This is a genomic window from Streptomyces sp. NBC_00859, assembly GCF_045161865.1.
Classification (GTDB): Bacteria; Actinomycetota; Actinomycetes; order Streptomycetales; family Streptomycetaceae; genus Streptomyces.
This window is the reverse complement of sequence record NZ_CP108826.1, coordinates 5,785,514-5,802,392: the sequence shown is the minus strand read 5'-3', so window position 1 is coordinate 5,802,392 and position 16,879 is coordinate 5,785,514. Positions and strand designations below refer to the sequence as shown.

15 protein-coding genes are annotated in these 16,879 nt (G+C 70.6%); 8 read left to right on the top strand and 7 right to left on the bottom strand.

Going from position 1 to position 16,879, the window contains the following annotated elements; genetic code table 11:
• Positions 1–95: 95 nt before the first annotated feature.
• From OG584_RS25420 to OG584_RS25410, 3 genes are all read left to right on the top strand, one after another.
• A complete protein-coding gene (locus OG584_RS25420) occupies positions 96–956 on the top strand; it encodes a hypothetical protein (protein WP_405781175.1) in 861 nt (286 codons plus the stop codon).
• 131 nt (positions 957–1,087) lie between these two features.
• Positions 1,088–2,098, top strand: a complete 1,011-nt coding sequence (locus OG584_RS25415) for an LLM class F420-dependent oxidoreductase (protein WP_405781173.1) — start codon at positions 1,088–1,090, stop codon at positions 2,096–2,098.
• 267 nt (positions 2,099–2,365) lie between these two features.
• Entirely contained in the window at positions 2,366–4,240 is a 1,875-nt protein-coding gene (locus tag OG584_RS25410) for a protein kinase domain-containing protein (protein ID WP_405781172.1), read from the top strand.
• A 94-nt stretch (positions 4,241–4,334) separates the two neighbouring features.
• Here OG584_RS25410 and OG584_RS25405 read toward each other — a convergent pair whose 3' ends face one another.
• Positions 4,335–5,111 carry a maleylpyruvate isomerase family mycothiol-dependent enzyme gene (locus OG584_RS25405; protein ID WP_405781171.1) on the bottom strand — a complete coding sequence of 259 codons (777 nt, stop codon included), beginning with the start codon at positions 5,109–5,111 and terminating at the stop codon, positions 4,335–4,337.
• Between the two features lie 162 nt (positions 5,112–5,273).
• On the opposite strand from OG584_RS25405, the gene OG584_RS25400 reads away from it, so the two are divergent.
• Together OG584_RS25400 and OG584_RS25395 are read left to right on the top strand one after the other, a co-directional pair.
• The gene (locus OG584_RS25400; RefSeq protein WP_405781170.1) at positions 5,274–5,834 is read left to right on the top strand and encodes a MarR family winged helix-turn-helix transcriptional regulator; all 561 of its coding nucleotides are present in this window, start codon (positions 5,274–5,276) and stop codon (positions 5,832–5,834) included.
• Positions 5,827–8,460: an MFS transporter gene (locus OG584_RS25395; protein WP_405781169.1), complete on the top strand. Its 2,634-nt coding sequence runs from the start codon at positions 5,827–5,829 to the stop codon at positions 8,458–8,460. Before OG584_RS25400 ends, OG584_RS25395 begins: the two co-directional genes overlap by 8 nt.
• A gap of 129 nt (positions 8,461–8,589) precedes the next feature.
• On the opposite strand, the gene OG584_RS25390 is transcribed toward OG584_RS25395, so the two are convergent.
• Positions 8,590–9,144, bottom strand: coding sequence for a hypothetical protein (locus tag OG584_RS25390; protein WP_405781167.1), 555 nt, complete (start codon positions 9,142–9,144; stop codon positions 8,590–8,592).
• A gap of 156 nt (positions 9,145–9,300) precedes the next feature.
• On the opposite strand from OG584_RS25390, the gene OG584_RS25385 reads away from it, so the two are divergent.
• Positions 9,301–9,591 (top strand): hypothetical protein, encoded by a 291-nt coding sequence (locus tag OG584_RS25385; RefSeq protein WP_405781166.1) that lies wholly within the window; start codon positions 9,301–9,303, stop codon positions 9,589–9,591.
• Positions 9,592–9,646: 55 nt separating this feature from the next.
• Here the strand turns inward: OG584_RS25385 and OG584_RS25380 are convergent, their stop codons facing one another.
• From OG584_RS25380 to OG584_RS25370, 3 genes are read right to left on the bottom strand one after another with little or no spacing between them, the layout of a single operon-like run.
• The gene (locus OG584_RS25380) at positions 9,647–10,726 is read right to left on the bottom strand and encodes a prenyltransferase/squalene oxidase repeat-containing protein (protein ID WP_405781164.1); all 1,080 of its coding nucleotides are present in this window, start codon (positions 10,724–10,726) and stop codon (positions 9,647–9,649) included.
• Complete coding sequence (locus tag OG584_RS25375; RefSeq protein WP_164265932.1) at positions 10,723–11,454, bottom strand: class I SAM-dependent methyltransferase; 732 nt, start codon at positions 11,452–11,454, stop codon at positions 10,723–10,725. The genes OG584_RS25380 and OG584_RS25375 overlap by 4 nt, the downstream gene beginning before the upstream one ends.
• Positions 11,455–11,472: 18 nt before the next feature.
• The gene (locus OG584_RS25370) at positions 11,473–12,816 is read right to left on the bottom strand and encodes a glycosyltransferase family 4 protein (RefSeq protein ID WP_405781163.1); all 1,344 of its coding nucleotides are present in this window, start codon (positions 12,814–12,816) and stop codon (positions 11,473–11,475) included.
• A 220-nt stretch (positions 12,817–13,036) separates the two neighbouring features.
• Between OG584_RS25370 and OG584_RS25365 the strand changes: the two genes are divergently transcribed.
• Positions 13,037–13,675, top strand: a complete 639-nt coding sequence (locus tag OG584_RS25365; protein WP_405781162.1) for a TetR family transcriptional regulator — start codon at positions 13,037–13,039, stop codon at positions 13,673–13,675.
• 115 nt (positions 13,676–13,790) lie between these two features.
• On the opposite strand, the gene OG584_RS25360 is transcribed toward OG584_RS25365, so the two are convergent.
• Positions 13,791–14,024, bottom strand: a complete 234-nt coding sequence (locus tag OG584_RS25360; RefSeq protein WP_405781161.1) for a ferredoxin — start codon at positions 14,022–14,024, stop codon at positions 13,791–13,793.
• Positions 14,024–15,499, bottom strand: coding sequence for an aldehyde dehydrogenase (locus tag OG584_RS25355; RefSeq protein ID WP_405781160.1), 1,476 nt, complete (start codon positions 15,497–15,499; stop codon positions 14,024–14,026). The genes OG584_RS25360 and OG584_RS25355 overlap by 1 nt, the downstream gene beginning before the upstream one ends.
• Before the next feature lie 198 nt (positions 15,500–15,697).
• Here OG584_RS25355 and OG584_RS25350 point away from each other — a divergent pair, with 198 nt between their 5' ends.
• Positions 15,698–16,795: an MBL fold metallo-hydrolase gene (locus OG584_RS25350; protein WP_405781159.1), complete on the top strand. Its 1,098-nt coding sequence runs from the start codon at positions 15,698–15,700 to the stop codon at positions 16,793–16,795.
• Positions 16,796–16,879: the final 84 nt, after the last annotated feature.

The following is a 16,879-nucleotide window of genomic DNA, read 5'->3' as shown; positions in this document are numbered from 1 at the left end:
GACCCACCGGGGCAGACGATAGATTCACCCCTACGACGGGGAGCCGCCCCCGAGCTCCACGCCGCCCCGACGAGCCGACTACAAAGGATTCCTACGTGAACATCCGCTCCCTCACACGAGGCGACGGCGTGGTGATCGGAGCAGCGGTGGTGCTGTTCATCGCCTCGTTCCTCGACCTCACCTCCTACGGCAACCAGTGCAGCGGTTCCTACTGCTCGAACCTCAGCAACCCCACCGCATGGGACTCGCTGGGCACACTGATGGCCATCTACGTGGCAGGCGTCATCGGGGCAGCCCTGATCACCGTGGCCCGCTCCCTGCCCCAGCCGCGCAAGGTCGCCGGTCTGGACATGGCCCAGTTCGGCGTCGCGTTCACCATCTTCGCCGCCTGGACCGGTTTCTGGACCCTGATCGACGCTTCGAGCCGGGGGGCCGGCCTCATCCTCGGGTTCATCGCGGCCCTGGTGCTCGCGGGTGCGGCTGTCGCCGGACCGCTCCTCCCCGCCCTCAAGGCCCCGCTGATGAGCGCCCCGCGTCCGGCCGCCGTGACCCCGTCCCCGTACGGCGTGCAGGCAGCCGGCGCGCCGGGCCAGGGCTACGGATACCCGGGCGCGCAGGCCCAGCACCCCTACGGCGCCCAGCCGCAGCCCGGCCAGCCTCAGCCCGCCGCGTTCGGCGGTCAGCCCGGCCAGCCGCAGGACACCCAGCAGCCCCCGGCCGCACAGCAGGCGCAGCCCGCCGGTGACGCTCCCGCCGGGGAGTTCGCACCGTTCTGGTTCGCGGTTCCGGTGGCCCGCCCGCTGTACGCGGAGGACGGTTCGCCGACACCCATCGCGGAGCTGGCACCGGGCACCTGGTACCTCGCGGTCGAGCAGCGCGGTCCTGGTCTGATCGCGCAGACGCAGGACGGCCGCCGCGGCGTACTGCAGGACACCACGGGCATCCAGCGCGGATAGCCTCTTCCCTCCGGATCAGGACGGTCCGACCGGTCCTGCGCCTCACGGCCCTCGCCCCTTCCGGGCGGGGGCCGTTGCCCTTACAGTCGCCTGACGACCCGTCAGATACCTTGCGACCGGGAGGCTTCACGATGCGTCTAGGACTCGCCCTCGGCTACTGGGGCCGCGGCCCCGACCCCGGTCATCTCGAACTGGCCCAGGAGGCCGAACGCCTCGGCTACGCCTCCGTCTGGACCGCCGAGGCCTGGGGGTCCGACGCCTTCACCCCCCTGGCCTGGATAGCGGCTCACACCTCCCGCATCAAGCTGGGCACCGCGATCGCGCAGATGGCAGCCCGCACCCCCACGGCCACCGCGATGCACGCACTGACCCTCGACCACCTCTCCGGCGGCCGGATGATGCTGGGGCTGGGGCTTTCGGGGCCACAGGTGGTGGAAGGCTGGTACGGCCGCCCGTTCCCCAGCAGTCCGCTCACCGCCACCCGCGAGTACGTCGACGTCATCCGCCAGGTCTTCAGGCGCGAGGCTCCCGTGGCGCTGGACGGCCGTTTCCACTCGCACCCGTACCGGGGGGCCGACGGCACCGGGACCGGCAAGCCCCTCAAGCCGATCACCCACCCGCTGCGGGCCGGGCTCCCCGTCCTGCTGGGCGCGGAGGGCCCGAAGAACATCGCCCAGACCACCCGCATCGCGGACGGCTGGCTCCCCCTGTACTGGTCGCCGACCCGCGCCGACGTCTACGAGGCGGCGCTCACCGGGCTCCCGGAGGACTTCATGATCGCCCCGATGGCCCGTGCCCATGTGTGCGACAGCGTGGCGGACGGCCTGCTCCCGGTGAAGGCGATGCTCGGCTTCTACATCGGCGGCATGGGCCACGCTGCCCGCAACTTCCACGCCGACCTGATGGCGCGGATGGGGTTCGAGGCGGAGGCCCACCGGATCCAGGAGCTGTTCCTGGCGGGCCGCAAGGAGGAGGCGGTCATGGCGGTCCCGGACGCGTTCGCCGACGAGATCTCCTTGGTGGGCCCGCGCCAACGTATCGCGGAGCGACTGGAGTTGTGGCGCAAGGGCCCGGTGACGGACCTGCTGGTGACAGCACCCGACCTCACGACGCTACGGGTACTGGCGGAGCTGAACAGCTGAGTCCGGGGCCGGGCCGGACAACGCAGGCCCGGGGCACGGACAGCTCGCCCACGGGTGTCCGGAGCGGCTGCCGGAATCCAGTGCGGGCCAGGTCCATCAGCCGAGGGGAGCCTGCCGCGGCGCCGCTGGGCCCGCGGCGGGCAACGTTCGCCCCGTGATGGCGCGCGATCTGGAAGGCACCAGGTCGGCACGGACCGCGCCAGGGCTCTTGTTGGGCTGTGCCATGCTGTGCGCTGGTCCTGGGGTTGGCGATCAGCGGGGGCAAGAGTGGCGGACGAGGGTGAGCCGGGTGTGCTTGTCGCCGGGCGCTACCGGCTCATATGCGAACTGGGATCGGGCGGGTTCGGGCGCGTATGGAAGGCTCGGGACGAAAACTTACGCGTCGACGTCGCGGTCAAAGCGGTCTCGCTTCCCGCGGACGGATCCGATCAGGAACGGGCGCAACGGGCAGCTCGGGCCATGCGAGAGGCGCGTAACGCCGCCCAACTGCGCACTCGACCCAACATCGTTGCCGTCCACGACGTGGTAGTCGAGGGAAATGTCCCGTGGATCGTCATGGAACTCGTCTCCGGGCACACACTCGCTGATGAGATACGCGCCCACGGCCGCCTTCCGGTCGGACGCGTGCGGACGATCGCGGCAGGGGTGCTGTCGGCACTGGAGGCTGCGCACTCGGCGGACATCGTGCACCGGGATGTCAAGCCATCCAATGTGCTGCTGGCCGACGACGGCCGGATCCTGCTCGCCGATTTCGGCCTCGCCGTGCACGAGAGCGACACGAGGATCACCAGCAGCGGCGTGCTGATCGGTTCGCTGGACTACGTAGCCCCTGAGCGCATCGAACGCGGCAGTGACGGCCCCGCCGGTGATCTGTTTTCCCTCGGAGTGACGCTCTACCACGCGGTGGAGGGCTTCTCTCCATTCCAGCGCGACACCCCCAAGGCATCCCTCGCTGCCGTCGTCGCCCACCACCCCGAGCCTCCGCAGCACGCCGAGGAGCTGGCCGACCTCATCGTCCGGCTGCTGGCCAAGGACCTCGCCGACCGGCCCACCGCTCAAGCCGCCCTGGCCGAACTCACGCCGCGTACGCCCAAGGCGTCAGCACCGACCAGGACCGTAACGGCGGCATCGCGCCCGGACACTTCGCCGGCCACCAGACGTGGACCTTCGGAGAAGCCTCGTCCCGGACTGCGCCATGGAGCGGTCGGAGCAGGGCCGGCAGCGGCTCTGTGCGCGGTGATCCAGGTGCGCACGACCTACGCGCTTGTCGGCGTGTCGGGAGGGTCCTACAAGCTCCATGACAATGGCTCCGACTTGGCGTTCAACATTTCCCTGATCACGATTGTGATCGCCGGGAGCCTGCTCGTGGCGATGAGGCGCAGTGCCCGACTCGGCCTCTGGATCTGCGCGGTCAGTGGGCTCCTCTATCCCGCCACGTACATTCAGGACTGGGTGTCCGCGCTCCGTTCCGGGCCGTCCGGGGCCCAGGATTTCTACGCACCCGCACCGGGGTTCTACTGGGGGATCGCCTCGGCCGTGCTCACCACCGCCGGAGCGGTGGTGGCCGTGATGTCCCTGAAGCGGACCGGGGACCTGCGCTTTCGGGTTACCTGGGCAAGTGCCGGCTGGGCGGGCCTGAGTGTGATCTGTGCAGGTGCCTGGATCATCGGAAGATGGCTGCCTTGGCAGGAAGACATCGTGACGGTGAGGTTGGCGGAGAACGGCGCCACCAGAACCACCCGACTCGATTCCTGCTGTCTCGTGTCCGACTACCCCGCGCAATGGGCGGCGCAAGTGATTGTGCTCACCGTCCTCATCGCGGGGATTGGGCTTCTCGCGGCTTGGGCCTGCTCCACTGACAGCGCTGTGGGGATGCTCTCGGGTGCTTGTGCGTATACGGCTCTCGGACCGGTGGCTGAACTATTCAGGGATCCATACACCCTGGCGCAGGCCGCGACCAGGATGCACACGACCGAAGATGCCCTGCAGCAGGCCAACGGCCTGGTCGCGCTTCACGCGCTGCCTGGCCTCTGGATTGCCACCGCGGCGACCGTCGGGCTGCTTCTGCTCATTGTCGCGGCGTGGTTTACAACCCGTACCGCCTGGGCCCGTCCCCGTCAGACCGTGGGCAGTTCAGGGTGACCCGTCACCCTGACCCGGCTCAGATCTCTTGGGACGGACGAGACAGGGAACGGCTCCCCGAGTGATGCGTTCGTGAATGGACCTGGAGCGGCGACTAGAACGAAGCCCGCTCCAGCCAGAAGTCCAGCAGCTCCCTGTCCCCCAGCACCTCCACCCCGGCGCTGTCCGCAGGCAGCCGCCGGTAGAAGACCTGGACCACCTCTACCAGGGGTCCCCGCAGCGCCACCGTGGCCTTCTCGTGTGCCCGGCGCCAGCTGAACCCGTCATCGGCGAACTCGATCAGCCACTCCGCCCCGGCCACGTCCGTGGCGTGCAGATGGAGCGAGCGGCCCGCTCCCCGCAGTTCCGCGACGTCCTCGTCGCCGGACGCCTGGGCGAAGGCCAGGATCTCCAGCCACTCGTCGACGGTGTCCGCGGCGACCTCCGCCTCCACCTCGAAGGGCACACCGGCCGCCAGGGCCGCGTCCGCCCGGTGGATCACCGTCTCGTGAACCATCCGGCGCGCCCAGAAACCGGCGCGCTGCTCGGCCGCCCACGTCCACACCCGGGCGTCGGGGCCGGACTCCCGCAGCGCCGCCCCCAGCTCCGCGGCACCTGCTGCCAGCCATGCGTCCAGGGCGGCCGGCTCGTCGTCGGCGGGGCCCGCCCTGTCCGGCACCTGCTGGTCCGGTACGACCTCGGTGGCCCGGGTCCGTACAATGGTCCCGGCCCAGCGGTGCGCCCGGCCGACATGACGGGCCAGCTCGCCCAGGCTCCACTCCGGGCACGTCGGCACCTTCGCCGTCAGGTCGGCGCCCGCGAGCGCTTCCCTGAACAGGTCGGTCTGCCGGAGCAGTTCGCCGCAGTAGCGGTCATGTCCCAGTGACGTCATGGCACCACCCTAATGACCCCGGGAGCACGTGACCGGGCGGTGCGGACGGCCGGCCGCACCGGGGGCTCAGCCGTACACCTGTCCCCCGTGCAAGCCCGGAGACAGTTACCTCAGGCATGCATTACGATAACTTGCTAGGTACAAGCAATTAAATGGACTGCGATGATCAAAAGTACGGCTGAGAGCGGTGCGCGGACGGCGCGGCCAGTCGCCGCCGAGGGCACCGCGAGTGCCGAGGAGACCGCTTCCGTGCTGGGCGCGGAACTGGTCCGGATGACCCGCCTGATCACGGCGTGGAAGCACCGCGCCAGGACCGAGGCGGGCGCTGCCGACCGGGTGTTGCTCGCCCGGCTGGTGAACGACGGCTCACGCAGGGCGACCGACCTGGCCGCGGACGCGTTCCTCGACCTGTCGACGGTCAGCCGGCAGGTGCGCTCCCTGGTGGAGCGCGGCCTGGTGGAGCGCCACACCGATCCGGAGGACCGCCGGGGCTCGCTGCTCTCCGCGACCGAAGCCGGGCGCACGAGGTTCGAGGAGTACCGCAGCCAGCGGGACGCCGAGCTTGCCACGTTCCTGCAGGCCTGGCCCGGCGAGGACCGCTATCAGCTGATGCGGCTGCTGGCCCGCTTGACCGACGACTTGGTGAGACATCAACACATGCAGCTGGGGACCGGAGGGGACTCGGGCAGAGCTGCACAGCAGGGAGAAAGCACGAATGAGTAGCACCACATCCCCGCCCGCCGTGGAGGCGAAGGCGATACCGACGCCGGGCGGACTGAGCCACCGGCAGATCCTGACCATCCTGAGCGGTCTGATGCTGGGCATGTTCCTGGCCGCTCTGGACCAGACCATCGTCAGCACCTCGATCAGGACGATCGCTGACGACCTGCACGGACTGAGTGCGCAGGCCTGGGCGACCACCGCCTACCTGATCACCTCGACGATCACCACGCCGCTGTACGGCAAGCTGTCCGACCTTCACGGGCGCAAGCCGTACTTCCTGGCCGCGATCACCATCTTCATCGTCGGTTCGGCGATGTGCACCTTCTCCACCTCGATGAACGAGCTGGCCGCGTTCCGTGCCTTCCAGGGCATCGGTGCGGGTGGCCTGATGTCGCTCGCGCTGGCGATCATCGGTGACATCGTGCCGCCGCGCGAACGGGCGCGCTACCAGGGCTACATGCTCGCCACCTTCGCCACGTCCAGCGTGGCGGGCCCGCTGATCGGCGGCTTCCTGGCCGGTCAGGACACCATCCTGGGCATCACCGGATGGCGCTGGGTCTTCCTGGTGAACGTGCCGATCGGCATCATCGCGCTGTTCGTCGTCGCGAAGGTGCTGAACATCCCCCATGTCCGCCGCAACCACCGGATCGACTGGTGGGGTGCGGTGACCATCGCCATCGGTGTGGTTCCGCTGCTGCTCGTCGCCGAGCAGGGCCGGGACTGGGGCTGGGGTGCGACGCGGTCGCTCGCCTGTTACGGGATCGGCGCCGTCGGCATCATCGCCTGGATCTTCGTGGAACGCTGGATGGGGGACGACGCGCTGATCCCGATGCGGCTGTTCCGCAACGGGACGTTCAGCAAGACCAGCGTGCTCGCCGTGCTCATCGGTATGGGCATGTTCGGCGGGATGCTGATGATCCCGCAGTACCTCCAGATCGTGAAGGGCGCCAGTCCGACCAAGTCCGGCCTGGAAATGCTGCCGTTGATGCTGGGCATGATCATCAGCTCGATCGCGGCAGGCCAGGTCACTTCGAAGACCGGCCGCTACAAGATCTTCCCGGTCATCGGCACGGTGCTGATGGTCGCAGCGATGCTGCTGTTCCACTTCCAGGTGCAGTGGGACACGCCGCTGTGGCAGACCATGATCTACATGCTGGTCTTCGGGCTCGGCCTGGGCTGCTGCATGCAGACGCTGGTACTCGCGGTGCAGAACGCGGTGCCGCCGAAGGACATGGGCGTCGCGACCGCCTCGTCCACCTTCTTCCGGCAGATGGGCGCCACGGCAGGTACCGCGATCTTCCTGTCGGTGCTGTTCAGCAACGTCGGCGACAAGATCTCCTCGGCGTTCAGGGCCGCCTCGCACACGCAGCAGTTCCAGGCTGCGCTGCACGACCCGTCCGTAGTGTCGAACCCGGCCAACAAGCCGGTGTTCGACATGCTGAAGAACCCGGGCGGGGGCGGCGGTTCGAGCGTCCTCAGCGACTCCTCGTTCATCCAGAAGCTGGACCCGCGCCTGGCCATGCCGTTCAAGCAGGGCTTCGCCGACTCCATGCACGTCGTCTTCCTGCTGGGTGCCGGCGTCATCGTGCTGGCCTTCCTGCTGGTGCTGTTCATCAAGGAGGTGCCGCTGCGCCAGGTCTCCGGTCTTGAGGCACGCGCGGCGGAGGACGCCGCGAAGGCGGGCGAGAGTGCCGGGGCCGCCCCGGCTGCACCGGCACCCGACGAGACCGCGACGGCAGCGCTCGCCGGGGTCACCGGGGCGGACCCGGCGGCGGTCGCCGGGCTCGGCGGTACGGGCCACGGCCACCACCGCCGCCCCGACGACACACTGCTCCTCCAGGACGCGGGGCCGGACCTCACGGGGCCTCCGGTGCACGGCCTGGTCCGCGACAGCGACGGCGGCGTGGTCCGGGAGGCGGTGGTCACCCTCATCGACGTCGGCGGCCGTCAGCTCGGCCGCACGGTGACCGGTGACGACGGGCGCTACGCACTCGGTACGCCCGGCAGCGGGACCTACATCCTGATCGGTTCCGCGGGAGCCCGTCAGCCGCAGGCGGCCACCGTGGCTGTGGGGGCCGAGCCCCTCAGCTTCGACCTGCTGCTCAGCGGCGCTGCGGCGCTCTCCGGCGTGGTCCGGGACGCGGCGCGCGGCGGGACACTGACCGGCGCCCTCGTGGTGGCCACCGATCACCGGGGCGAGGTCATCGCCTCCGGCCCGACCGGTGCCGACGGCGGCTTCGAACTGCGCGAGCTCGTCGCGGGCAGCTACACCCTGGCGGTCAGCTCTGCCGGGTACCGCCCGGCGGCAATGCCCGCCGAGGTCGCCAGCGGCGCGTCGAACTGGTACGAGGTGGCGCTCTCACCCGGCGCCCGGATCAGCGGTACCGTGCGCAACCCCGGCGGTCAGGCGCTGGAGGAGGCCAACGTCACGCTGATCGATCTGGCCGGGAACGTGATCGACACGGTCACCACCGGCTCGGACGGCACCTACGGCTTCACCGATCTGGACGAGGGCGAGTACACCGTGATCGCCAGCGGGTTCGCGCCTGTCGCCACGTCTCTGCGGGTCAACGGCGCCGACCAGGCGGGCTTCGACATCGACCTCGGCCACGCCCCGGTCGCCTAGCGACTCCCTTTCCGACTTCGCGCGCCCGCCGTTCCACGGCGGGCGCGCGAAGTCGTTCCCGGGGCCCCGCCGGAACCGCGGGCAGACAGGTCCGCGTACCGCGGCTCCGGGGCGGCCCCCAGGAGTTGGTCAGCCCCCGGACAGCTGGCCGGTGGACGGCACCTTGTCCTTGACGTCGGCGCCCGCGCTCTTCCCCGCGTCCTTCACCGAGTTGATCACCCCGTCGAACGTGCTCGCCGCGTTGCCGTCGCCCTTGCGCAGCTTGCTCGGCAGGCTCTTCAGCGACGCGACACCGGCCGTCAGCGGCGCGACCGCCTTGGACAGGAGCGGGTCGCCCTTGGCGTTCTTCAGCGCGGCCTTGAGCCTGTTGTACGCGAACGTACCGGCCAGCCCCGCCTTGATGACCGTGAAGGTCCTGCCGTTCGCACCCTTCTTGAACTTCCCCTTCTTGTACGGCTTCACGATCCACTGGTAGGTCGCACCGGCCGCGAGTCCCGCGTTGGCGATGAAGCGCGTCTTGGCGAGCTTCTGCTTCTGGGCCGTGCTGGTCGGTGACGCATGGGCCGCCTGCGGCGCGGCGGTGTTCCTGGCGCCGGTGCTGGAGCAGGCCGTACCTCCGGCCAGCAGCGCACCGGACAGGGCCACGGCGACGACGGAGCGACGGAGCGGGGCTGGGGTGACCACGGGACCTCCGGGGACCGGGACTGGGCGGGACGCGCGGCGCGCGACCCCGTACTGCCGCAGCGTCACCCGGCCGTGCACCCACCGCGAGCCGGGAAGGGCCGTACGGGTTTTCGAGCCACGGGTTTCACGCACGCACAAGCGGCAACACGTTCGACCATGTCCAGATATTCGAACGGCAGCAGTCCGGCGGCGAACGTCATCATGGTGATCGCCGATGTCATGGCCTTCATCCTGGGCCTGTGGATCCTGATGTATCTGCTGGACGCGAACCGGGCCAATGACCTGGTGACCTTCGTCCACAACACGGCCGACTGGCTGGCCGGCTGGTCCCGCGACCTGTTCACCTTCGACAAGGCGTGGGCCCGCGTCGTCGCGGGCTACGGTCTCGCGGCGGTCGTGTACCTCTTCATCGGCCACCTGGTCGCGGGCCGGGTACGCCGGCACTGAGCCGCCGGCCTGCGGGGCGAGCACCGCGGCCGGCGGCAGCGACCGCGGTGCACCGTCAGCGGCAGCAGTCCGGTTCGAGCCCCGCCGGCAGCCGCTCCGCACCGAAGACCGCGGTGGTCGCCTCGTCCCCGCCGAGGGCGGCCACCGCGAGCAGCAGCGATCCCGCCGTCCAGCTGGTGCGCTCCAGCGGCCACAGCGCCCGGTCGTCGAAGACGTACCCCGTCCAGTACAGGCCGTCGTCCGCGCGCAGGTGCCGGATGGACTGGAGGATCTCCAGCGCACGGTCCGACTCCCCCATCGCCCAGAGCGTCAGGGCGAGTTCACAGCTCTCGCCACCGGTCACCCAGTTGTTGGGCAGCACGCAGCGCACCCCGAGGCCGGGAACGACGAAGCGGTCCCACCCGGCGTCGATGCGCTGCTTCGCCGCCGCTCCGCCGACCGCGCCGCCGAGCACCGGGTAGTACCAGTCCATCGAGTAGCGGCTCTTGTCCAGGAAACGCTCGGGGTGGCTGCGGATCGCGTGCCCCAGCGCGCCGGTGGCCAACTCCCAGTCGGGCTGCGGCTCCTCACGCGCGTCAGCTAGCGCGAGCGCACAGCGCAGCGCCTGGTAGACCGACGAGGAACCGGTCAGCAGGGCGTCCGCGACAGCCGCTCCGCCCTCTTCGGCGGGTTCCCGCTTCCAGCCGATCTCGCCGCCCGGCTGCTGGAGTTGCAGTACGAACTCGACCGCGCCGTGCACCACGGGCCACATCCGGTCGGCGAACATGTCGTCGCCGGTGGCGAGATAGTGGTGCCAGACGCCCACCGCGACGTACGCGCAGAAGTTGGTCTCCCGGCTGCGGTCGGTGATCCGGTCCGCGTCACCGTCCTGGTAGGCGGCGTACCAGGAGCCGTCCTCGTTCTGGTGCCGGGCGAGCCAGCCGTACGCACGCTCCGCGGCCTCGTGCTCGCCCGCGGCGTCCAGCGCCATGGCCGCCTCGGTGTGGTCCCACGGGTCGAGGTGGTGCCCGCGGAACCACGGGATGGCGCCGTCCTCGCGCTGGACGGCGAGGATCCCTGCGACCGTCAGCGCGGCCTGCTCTGCCGTGAGGACTCCGGGCAGGACCAGATGCTCCGTACGGCCCGGTGAGGTCACGCGCCCACCCGCGGAGTGTGCGGCTTGGTCGCGTACGCCACGAAGCTCTTGCCGACCACCGGGTTCAGCGCGCGCTCGGCGAGCCGGGTGGCGAGCGGCTTCTTCATGATGTCCCAGACCAGCAGCTGGTGGTAGGCGCGTACCGGCAGCGCCTTGTCGTTGTCGACGCCGAAGGCACACTTCAGCCACCAGTACGGCGCGTGCAGCGCGTGCGCGTGGTGGCTGCCGTACGGGCGCAGCCCGGCCTCACGGATCTTGCCGAGCAGCTCGTCCGCCTTGTAGATGCGGATGTGACCGCCCTCGACCTCGTGGTACGCGTCGGAGAGTGCCCAGCAGACCTTCTCGGGCCCGTACCGGGGGACCGTGATCGCGATCCGGCCGCCCGGCTTCAGCACCCGCACCATCTCGGCGAGCACTCCCTTGTCGTCCGGGATGTGCTCCATGACCTCGGAGATGATCACGACGTCGAAGGAGGCGTCGGGGAACGGCAGGTTGAGCGCGTCGCCCTCCATGGCGGTGGCCGTGGCGCCGGCGGGGGCCTCGCCCTCCTCCTTCATGGCGGCGAACCACTTGGCGACCTCGCGGATCTCCTCGCCGTTCTGGTCGAGCGCCACCACCTGCGCACCGCGCCGGTAGCACTCGAAGGCATGCCGGCCCGCGCCGCAGCCGAGGTCGAGCACACGGTCGCCCGGAGCGAGCGGGAAGCGGGAGAAGTCCACGGTCAGCACGGGGGTCTGCCTTCTTCGCTAGGAGGGGGATGAGAGAGGGGGTACGGCCTGTGCCGGGGCGCCTGCGCGACGGGCCGCGATGGCTTCGCGGTAGCGCTCCGCGGTGCCGATGGCGGCCTGCTTCCAGGTGAAGCGGGCCAGGACGCGCTCCCGTCCCGCCGTGCCGAGGCGGGTGCGGAGCAGGGGATCGGCGAGCAGCCGGGAGAGAGCGCCGGCCAGAGCACCGGCGTCGCCGGGGGGCACCGCCAGACAGGTCTCGCCGTCGGCGCCGGTGACCTCGGGGATGGCTCCGCCGGTCGTCGCGACCAGCGGGGTGCCGGTGGCCATCGCCTCGGCGGCGGGCAGCGAGAAGCCTTCGTAGAGCGAGGGCACGCAGGCGATCTGCGCGCCGCGCACCAGATCGACGAGCTCCTCGTCGCTGATGCCCTTGACGAACCGGACGGCGCCGTCGAGTCCGTACCTCTCGATGGCCTGCGCGACCGGTCCGTCCTCGGCGCGTCTGCCGACGACGACGAGATGGGCTGCCGGGTACTCGGTACGGAGCTTGGCGAGCGCCTCGACGAGATGGACGAGGCCCTTGAGCGGTACGTCGGCGCTCGACGTCGTCACGATGCGGCCGGGCACTTCGGCCACGGCCGGGTCGGGCGACCAGAGTTCGGTGTCGGCGCCGATGTGCACGACGTGGATACGGTCCCTGCGCACTCCGAGGTCCTCGATGATCTCCAGCTGCGAGGAGCCGGAGACGGTGAGGACGGACGGCAGCCTGCGGGCGACCCGCTTCTGCATGCGCGTGAAGCCGTACCAGCGGCGTACTGAGGCGCGGCGGCGCCGGCCGCCGGCGGCCGCCAGGTCGAGCCGCCGGTCGACGGTGATGGGGTGGTGGACGGTGGTGACCAGCGGCGCTCCGAGGTCGCCGAGCAGTCCGTACCCGAGTGTCTGGTTGTCGTGGATGACGTCGAACTCGCCCCGCCTGGCGAGGAGATGACGCCGGGCCCGCAGCGAGAACGTCAGCGGCTCGGGGAAGCCGCCGGTCCACATGGTGGCCACCTCGACGGCGTCGATCCAGTCGCGGTACTCGTCACGCCCGGGGGTGCGGAAGGGGTCCGGGCTGCGGTAGAGGTCGAGACTGGGCAGCTCGGTGAGCGGGACGCCCTCGTCGAGCACGGGGAAGGGCTGGGCACCGATCACCTCGACGCTGTGCCCGAGCCGGGCCAGCTCCCGCGAGAGATGCCGGACGTAGACGCCCTGGCCTCCGCAGTACGGGTTGCCCTTGTACGTGAGGAGCGCGATACGCAGCGGGCCCCGGGCGCCGGCGGCGGCTCCGCCGGCAAGGGGGTCCGCTTCTATGGCCTCAGCGGTCACACTCGGCCCCCTTCTCACTGCAGTTTCGGCGGAGCGTAGTCGCCCACGCTAATCTAGAACAAGTTCTTGCAAGCCCGGTGCCCCGAGGGCGCCCCGGAAGAACCCGGGTAGAACCCGGCCAGACTTTGATCGTTCGATGAGCTTCGAATCTACCGGCAGGTAGCACCGTCGTAACAGCCGGATCAGGTGATTCGCGCCACGGCGGGAGCGGATGGGACAGATGACTGTGGAAGCCAAGCCGGCGTCGCCACCCCTGACGGAGCGGCAGGAGGCGCGCCGCCGCCGGATTCTGCACGCGAGCGCGCAGCTGGCCAGCCGCGGCGGCTTCGACGCGGTGCAGATGCGCGAGGTGGCCGAGTCCTCGTCGGTGGCGCTCGGCACGCTCTACCGGTACTTCCCCTCGAAGATCCACCTGCTGGTCGCCACCATGCAGGACCAGCTCCAGCATCTGCACACCGCCCTCCGCAAACGGCCCCCCGCCGGCGACACCCCCGCAGAGCGTGTCGCGTCGACTCTGATGGGCGCCTTCCGTGCGCTGCAGCGCGAGCCCCACCTGGCGGACGCCATGGTCAGGGCGCTGACCTTCGCCGACCGGAGCGTCAGCCCCGAGGTGGACACGGTCTCCCGGCTGACGACGGCGATCATCCTGGACGCCATGGGCCTGGAGCACCCGACCCCGGAGCAGCTCTCGGCCGTCCGGGTCATCGAGCACACCTGGCACTCCGCGCTGATCACCTGGCTCTCGGGGCGGGCCTCGATCGCCCAGGTGAAGATCGACATCGAGACGGTCTGCCGCCTCATCGACCTGACCGGCCAGGACGGCAGCCCTGACCGGCCGGACGTGAACGAACAGCGCTAGGCCGCGTCCGCAGCGTCGCGCCTGGCGCGCGACGCCCGATACGCACTCTCGCCACGCCCGCGGCGACGCGACCTCGCGGACATGCCCGGCCGGTCTCCGCAGGCCCCGGCGGCGGCTATTCGTCGGGCGGGAAAACCGCCTCGCCGCTGCCGAGCAGCGTGATCACGATGGCCTCGACCGGGCAGCCCTCCGCCGCGGCCAGCACCTTCTCGCCGGCGTCGGTGTCCGGCGAACACGGGTGGGACTGGCGGGCCGAGTCGAGCGTGAAGCCGTCCGGGGCGTGGTTCACACACATCCCGGAGCCGATGCAGACCGACCGGTCGACCTCCACGTGCCAGCGGTCCCCCATTACTCCCCCTCGCCCGCCGCCGGTTCGTACCCGGCGGGGAGGTGGATCATCTTGTGCTCGAAGTACTCGCCGTACCCCTCGGGCCCGAACTCCCGCCCCACCCCGGAGTTCTTGTAGCCGCCGAACGGCCCGAGCATGTCCAGGCTGAAGGTGTTCACGCTGTAAGTGCCGGTCCTGACCTGACGCGCGATCTCGATGCCGTGCTCCACGTCCGCCGTCCACACACTGCCGCTCAGGCCGTATTCGGAGTCGTTGGCGATCTTCACGGCCTCCGCCTCGTCCCCGTAGGGCAGCAGGCAGATCACCGGGCCGAAGATCTCCTCGCGGGCTACGCGCATCGAGTTGTCGACGTCCCCGAAGAGCGTCGGCTCGACGTACCAGCCGCTGTCGAGGCCCGCAGGACGGCCGCCACCGGTGAGGATCTTGGCGCCTTCCTCCTGGCCGATGCGGATGTAGTCCAGTGAGCGCTGCTGCTGGCGGCGCGCCACCAGCGGGCCGACCTCGGTCGCCGGGTCGAGCGGGTCGCCGACCTTCAGCGCACCCGCCGCGGCGGCGAACGCCTCGGAGATCTCGTCGTACCGGCTGCGCGGGACCAGGATCCGGGTCTGGGCCACGCACGCCTGCCCGTTGATCATCCAGGCGAACGGCACAATGCCCGCCACCGTCGACTCCAGGTCCGCGTCCGGCAGGATGATCGCCGCCGACTTCCCGCCCAGCTCCAGTGTCACCCGGGTGAGATTGCGCGCCGCGACCTCCATCACGCGCTTGCCCGCGGCGACCGATCCGGTGAACGACACCTTGTCGACGCCGGGGTGTCCGACGAGGTACTCGCTCACCTCGCGATCGGCCGGGAGGATCGAGAGGACCCCCTGCGGCAGCCCGGCCTCGCTGACGATGCCGGCGAGCACATAGGCGTCCAGCGGGGTCTCGGGCGAGACCTTCAGGATCGCGGGGCAGCCCGCGAGCAGCGCGGGGGCGAGCTTGGCCGCGGCCGTGAACTGCGGGACGTTCCACGGCACGACCGCGGCCACCACCCCGACCGGTTCGCGCCGTACGAGCAGCTTGCCGAGTGCGCCGTCCCGCCGCTCCTCGTACGGGAAGGCGCGGGCGGTCGTGATCGCCGCTTCCCACACCATCATCGCCGCGAGCGCCTGCACCATCACGCTGGAGGTGTACGGGGTGCCGTTCTGCGAACTGACGACCCGGGCGATCTCCTCGTACCGTACGGCGAACGCGTCCTTGATCCGGGTGATCACCTCGATGCGCTCGTCGAGTGGCATCCGGGGCCAGGGCCCGTCGTCGAAGGCCTGCCTCGCCACGGCGACGGCGCGGTCCACGTCGGCCTCGGAGGCGTGCGGCACGCGCCCGATGACCTGCTCGGTGTGGGGCGAGACGACTTCGATGACTTCGGTGCCGAGCGGTTCCACCCACTCCCCGCCGATGAAGAGCTGCCGGTGTTCCACAAGCTCGGTCATGACTGACTGCCTCCCGGGGAACGCTTTCTGACGCTGTATCAGAAACTGATACCAGTTCTACTTCGCATCCGGAACCCCCAGGGAGCACGGGGTGGCCCACAGGTTCATTGAAACCAGTTCTAGTTATAGTGAGCCGCGAGCGGGACCGGACGGTGCGCCGGTCCTCGGGACGTGCCCCGGACGAGAGTTGAGGACGCCATGGCGCAGGTGACCGAGCACGGCGGGGGCGTCTGGTCCATCGAGGTCCCCATTCCGGACAACCCCCTGGGCCACACCCTGGTCCACGTCGTCGAGACGGACAGCGGCCCCGTACTGATCGACACGGGCTGGGACGACCCCACGTCCTGGGACGCCCTGACCGCGGGCCTCGCAGCCCTCTCGATCCCGGTCACGGACATCCACGGCGTCCTCATCACCCACCACCACCCCGACCACCACGGCCTCTCCGGGCAGGTGCGCGAGGCCTCGGGGGCGTGGCTGGCGATGCACGCGGCCGACACCGAGATCGTCAAGCGCGCCCGCGGCTCCGAACCGGCGGCCTGGCTGGAATATCTCCACCGCAAACTCACCGCCGCCGGGGCGCCCGAGGAACACCTCGCACCGCTGCGCGCGGCCGGCCGGACCCGGACGCTGCCGGGGCTGCGACCCGCCGTCCCCGACCGCGAGATCATCCCCGGCGACCTGCTGCCGCTGCCCGGCCGCAGACTGCGCGCCGTCTGGACACCAGGACACACACCCGGCCACGTCTGCCTCCATCTGGACGAGGAGCACCCGGCGAACCGGCCGGGCAACGGGCGGCTCTTCTCGGGCGACCATCTGCTGCCGGGCATCACCCCGCACATCGGCCTCTACGAGGATCCCGACGACGCCACGGTCTCCGGCGGCCCGTTCCCGGCCGCGGCCGGGCCGGGGGGCCCGCCCCCGCTCTCAGCTCCGTCCGAGCGGGGGGACCCCCTTGGCGACTACCTGGACTCGCTGGAGCGGATCGGCCGGCTGGCACCGGCCGAGGTACTGCCCGCCCATCAGTACGCGTTCACCGACGCACCGGCGCGGGTACGGGAGTTGCTCGCCCACCACGAGGACCGGCTCCGGGACCTGCTGGCCCTGCTGGCCCGGCCGTTCACCCTCTGGCAGATCGCCGAGCGGATGGAGTGGAACCGCCCCTGGGAGCAGATTCCGCACGGCTCACGCAACATCGCGGTCTCGGAGGCCGAGGCCCATCTGCGCCGGCTGGTGAAGCTGGGGCGGGTGGAGGCCCTGCCCGGCGGCGACCCCGTCACCTATGCGGCGGTATAGCCGGAAACGGGGTCCGGGGTCGCGGACGCCCGCGCCCGGCGCCGGCGGCCATGCGGCGGCCCGCCCGTCAGCCACCGCCGAACT

Bases quoted from the DNA above. Each gene is read 5' to 3' on its own strand.
- OG584_RS25415 (WP_405781173.1), top strand. From the start codon at position 1,088: ATGCGTCTAGGACTCGCCCTCGGCTACTGGGGCCGCGGCCCCGACCCC.
- OG584_RS25405 (WP_405781171.1), bottom strand. From the start codon at position 5,111: ATGACGTCACTGGGACATGACCGCTACTGCGGCGAACTGCTCCGGCAG.
- OG584_RS25400 (WP_405781170.1), top strand. From the start codon at position 5,274: ATGATCAAAAGTACGGCTGAGAGCGGTGCGCGGACGGCGCGGCCAGTC.
- OG584_RS25395 (WP_405781169.1), top strand. From the start codon at position 5,827: ATGAGTAGCACCACATCCCCGCCCGCCGTGGAGGCGAAGGCGATACCG.
- OG584_RS25385 (WP_405781166.1), top strand. From the start codon at position 9,301: ATGTCCAGATATTCGAACGGCAGCAGTCCGGCGGCGAACGTCATCATG.
- OG584_RS25365 (WP_405781162.1), top strand. From the start codon at position 13,037: ATGACTGTGGAAGCCAAGCCGGCGTCGCCACCCCTGACGGAGCGGCAG.
- OG584_RS25360 (WP_405781161.1), bottom strand. From the start codon at position 14,024: ATGGGGGACCGCTGGCACGTGGAGGTCGACCGGTCGGTCTGCATCGGC.
- OG584_RS25355 (WP_405781160.1), bottom strand. From the start codon at position 15,499: ATGACCGAGCTTGTGGAACACCGGCAGCTCTTCATCGGCGGGGAGTGG.
- OG584_RS25350 (WP_405781159.1), top strand. From the start codon at position 15,698: ATGGCGCAGGTGACCGAGCACGGCGGGGGCGTCTGGTCCATCGAGGTC.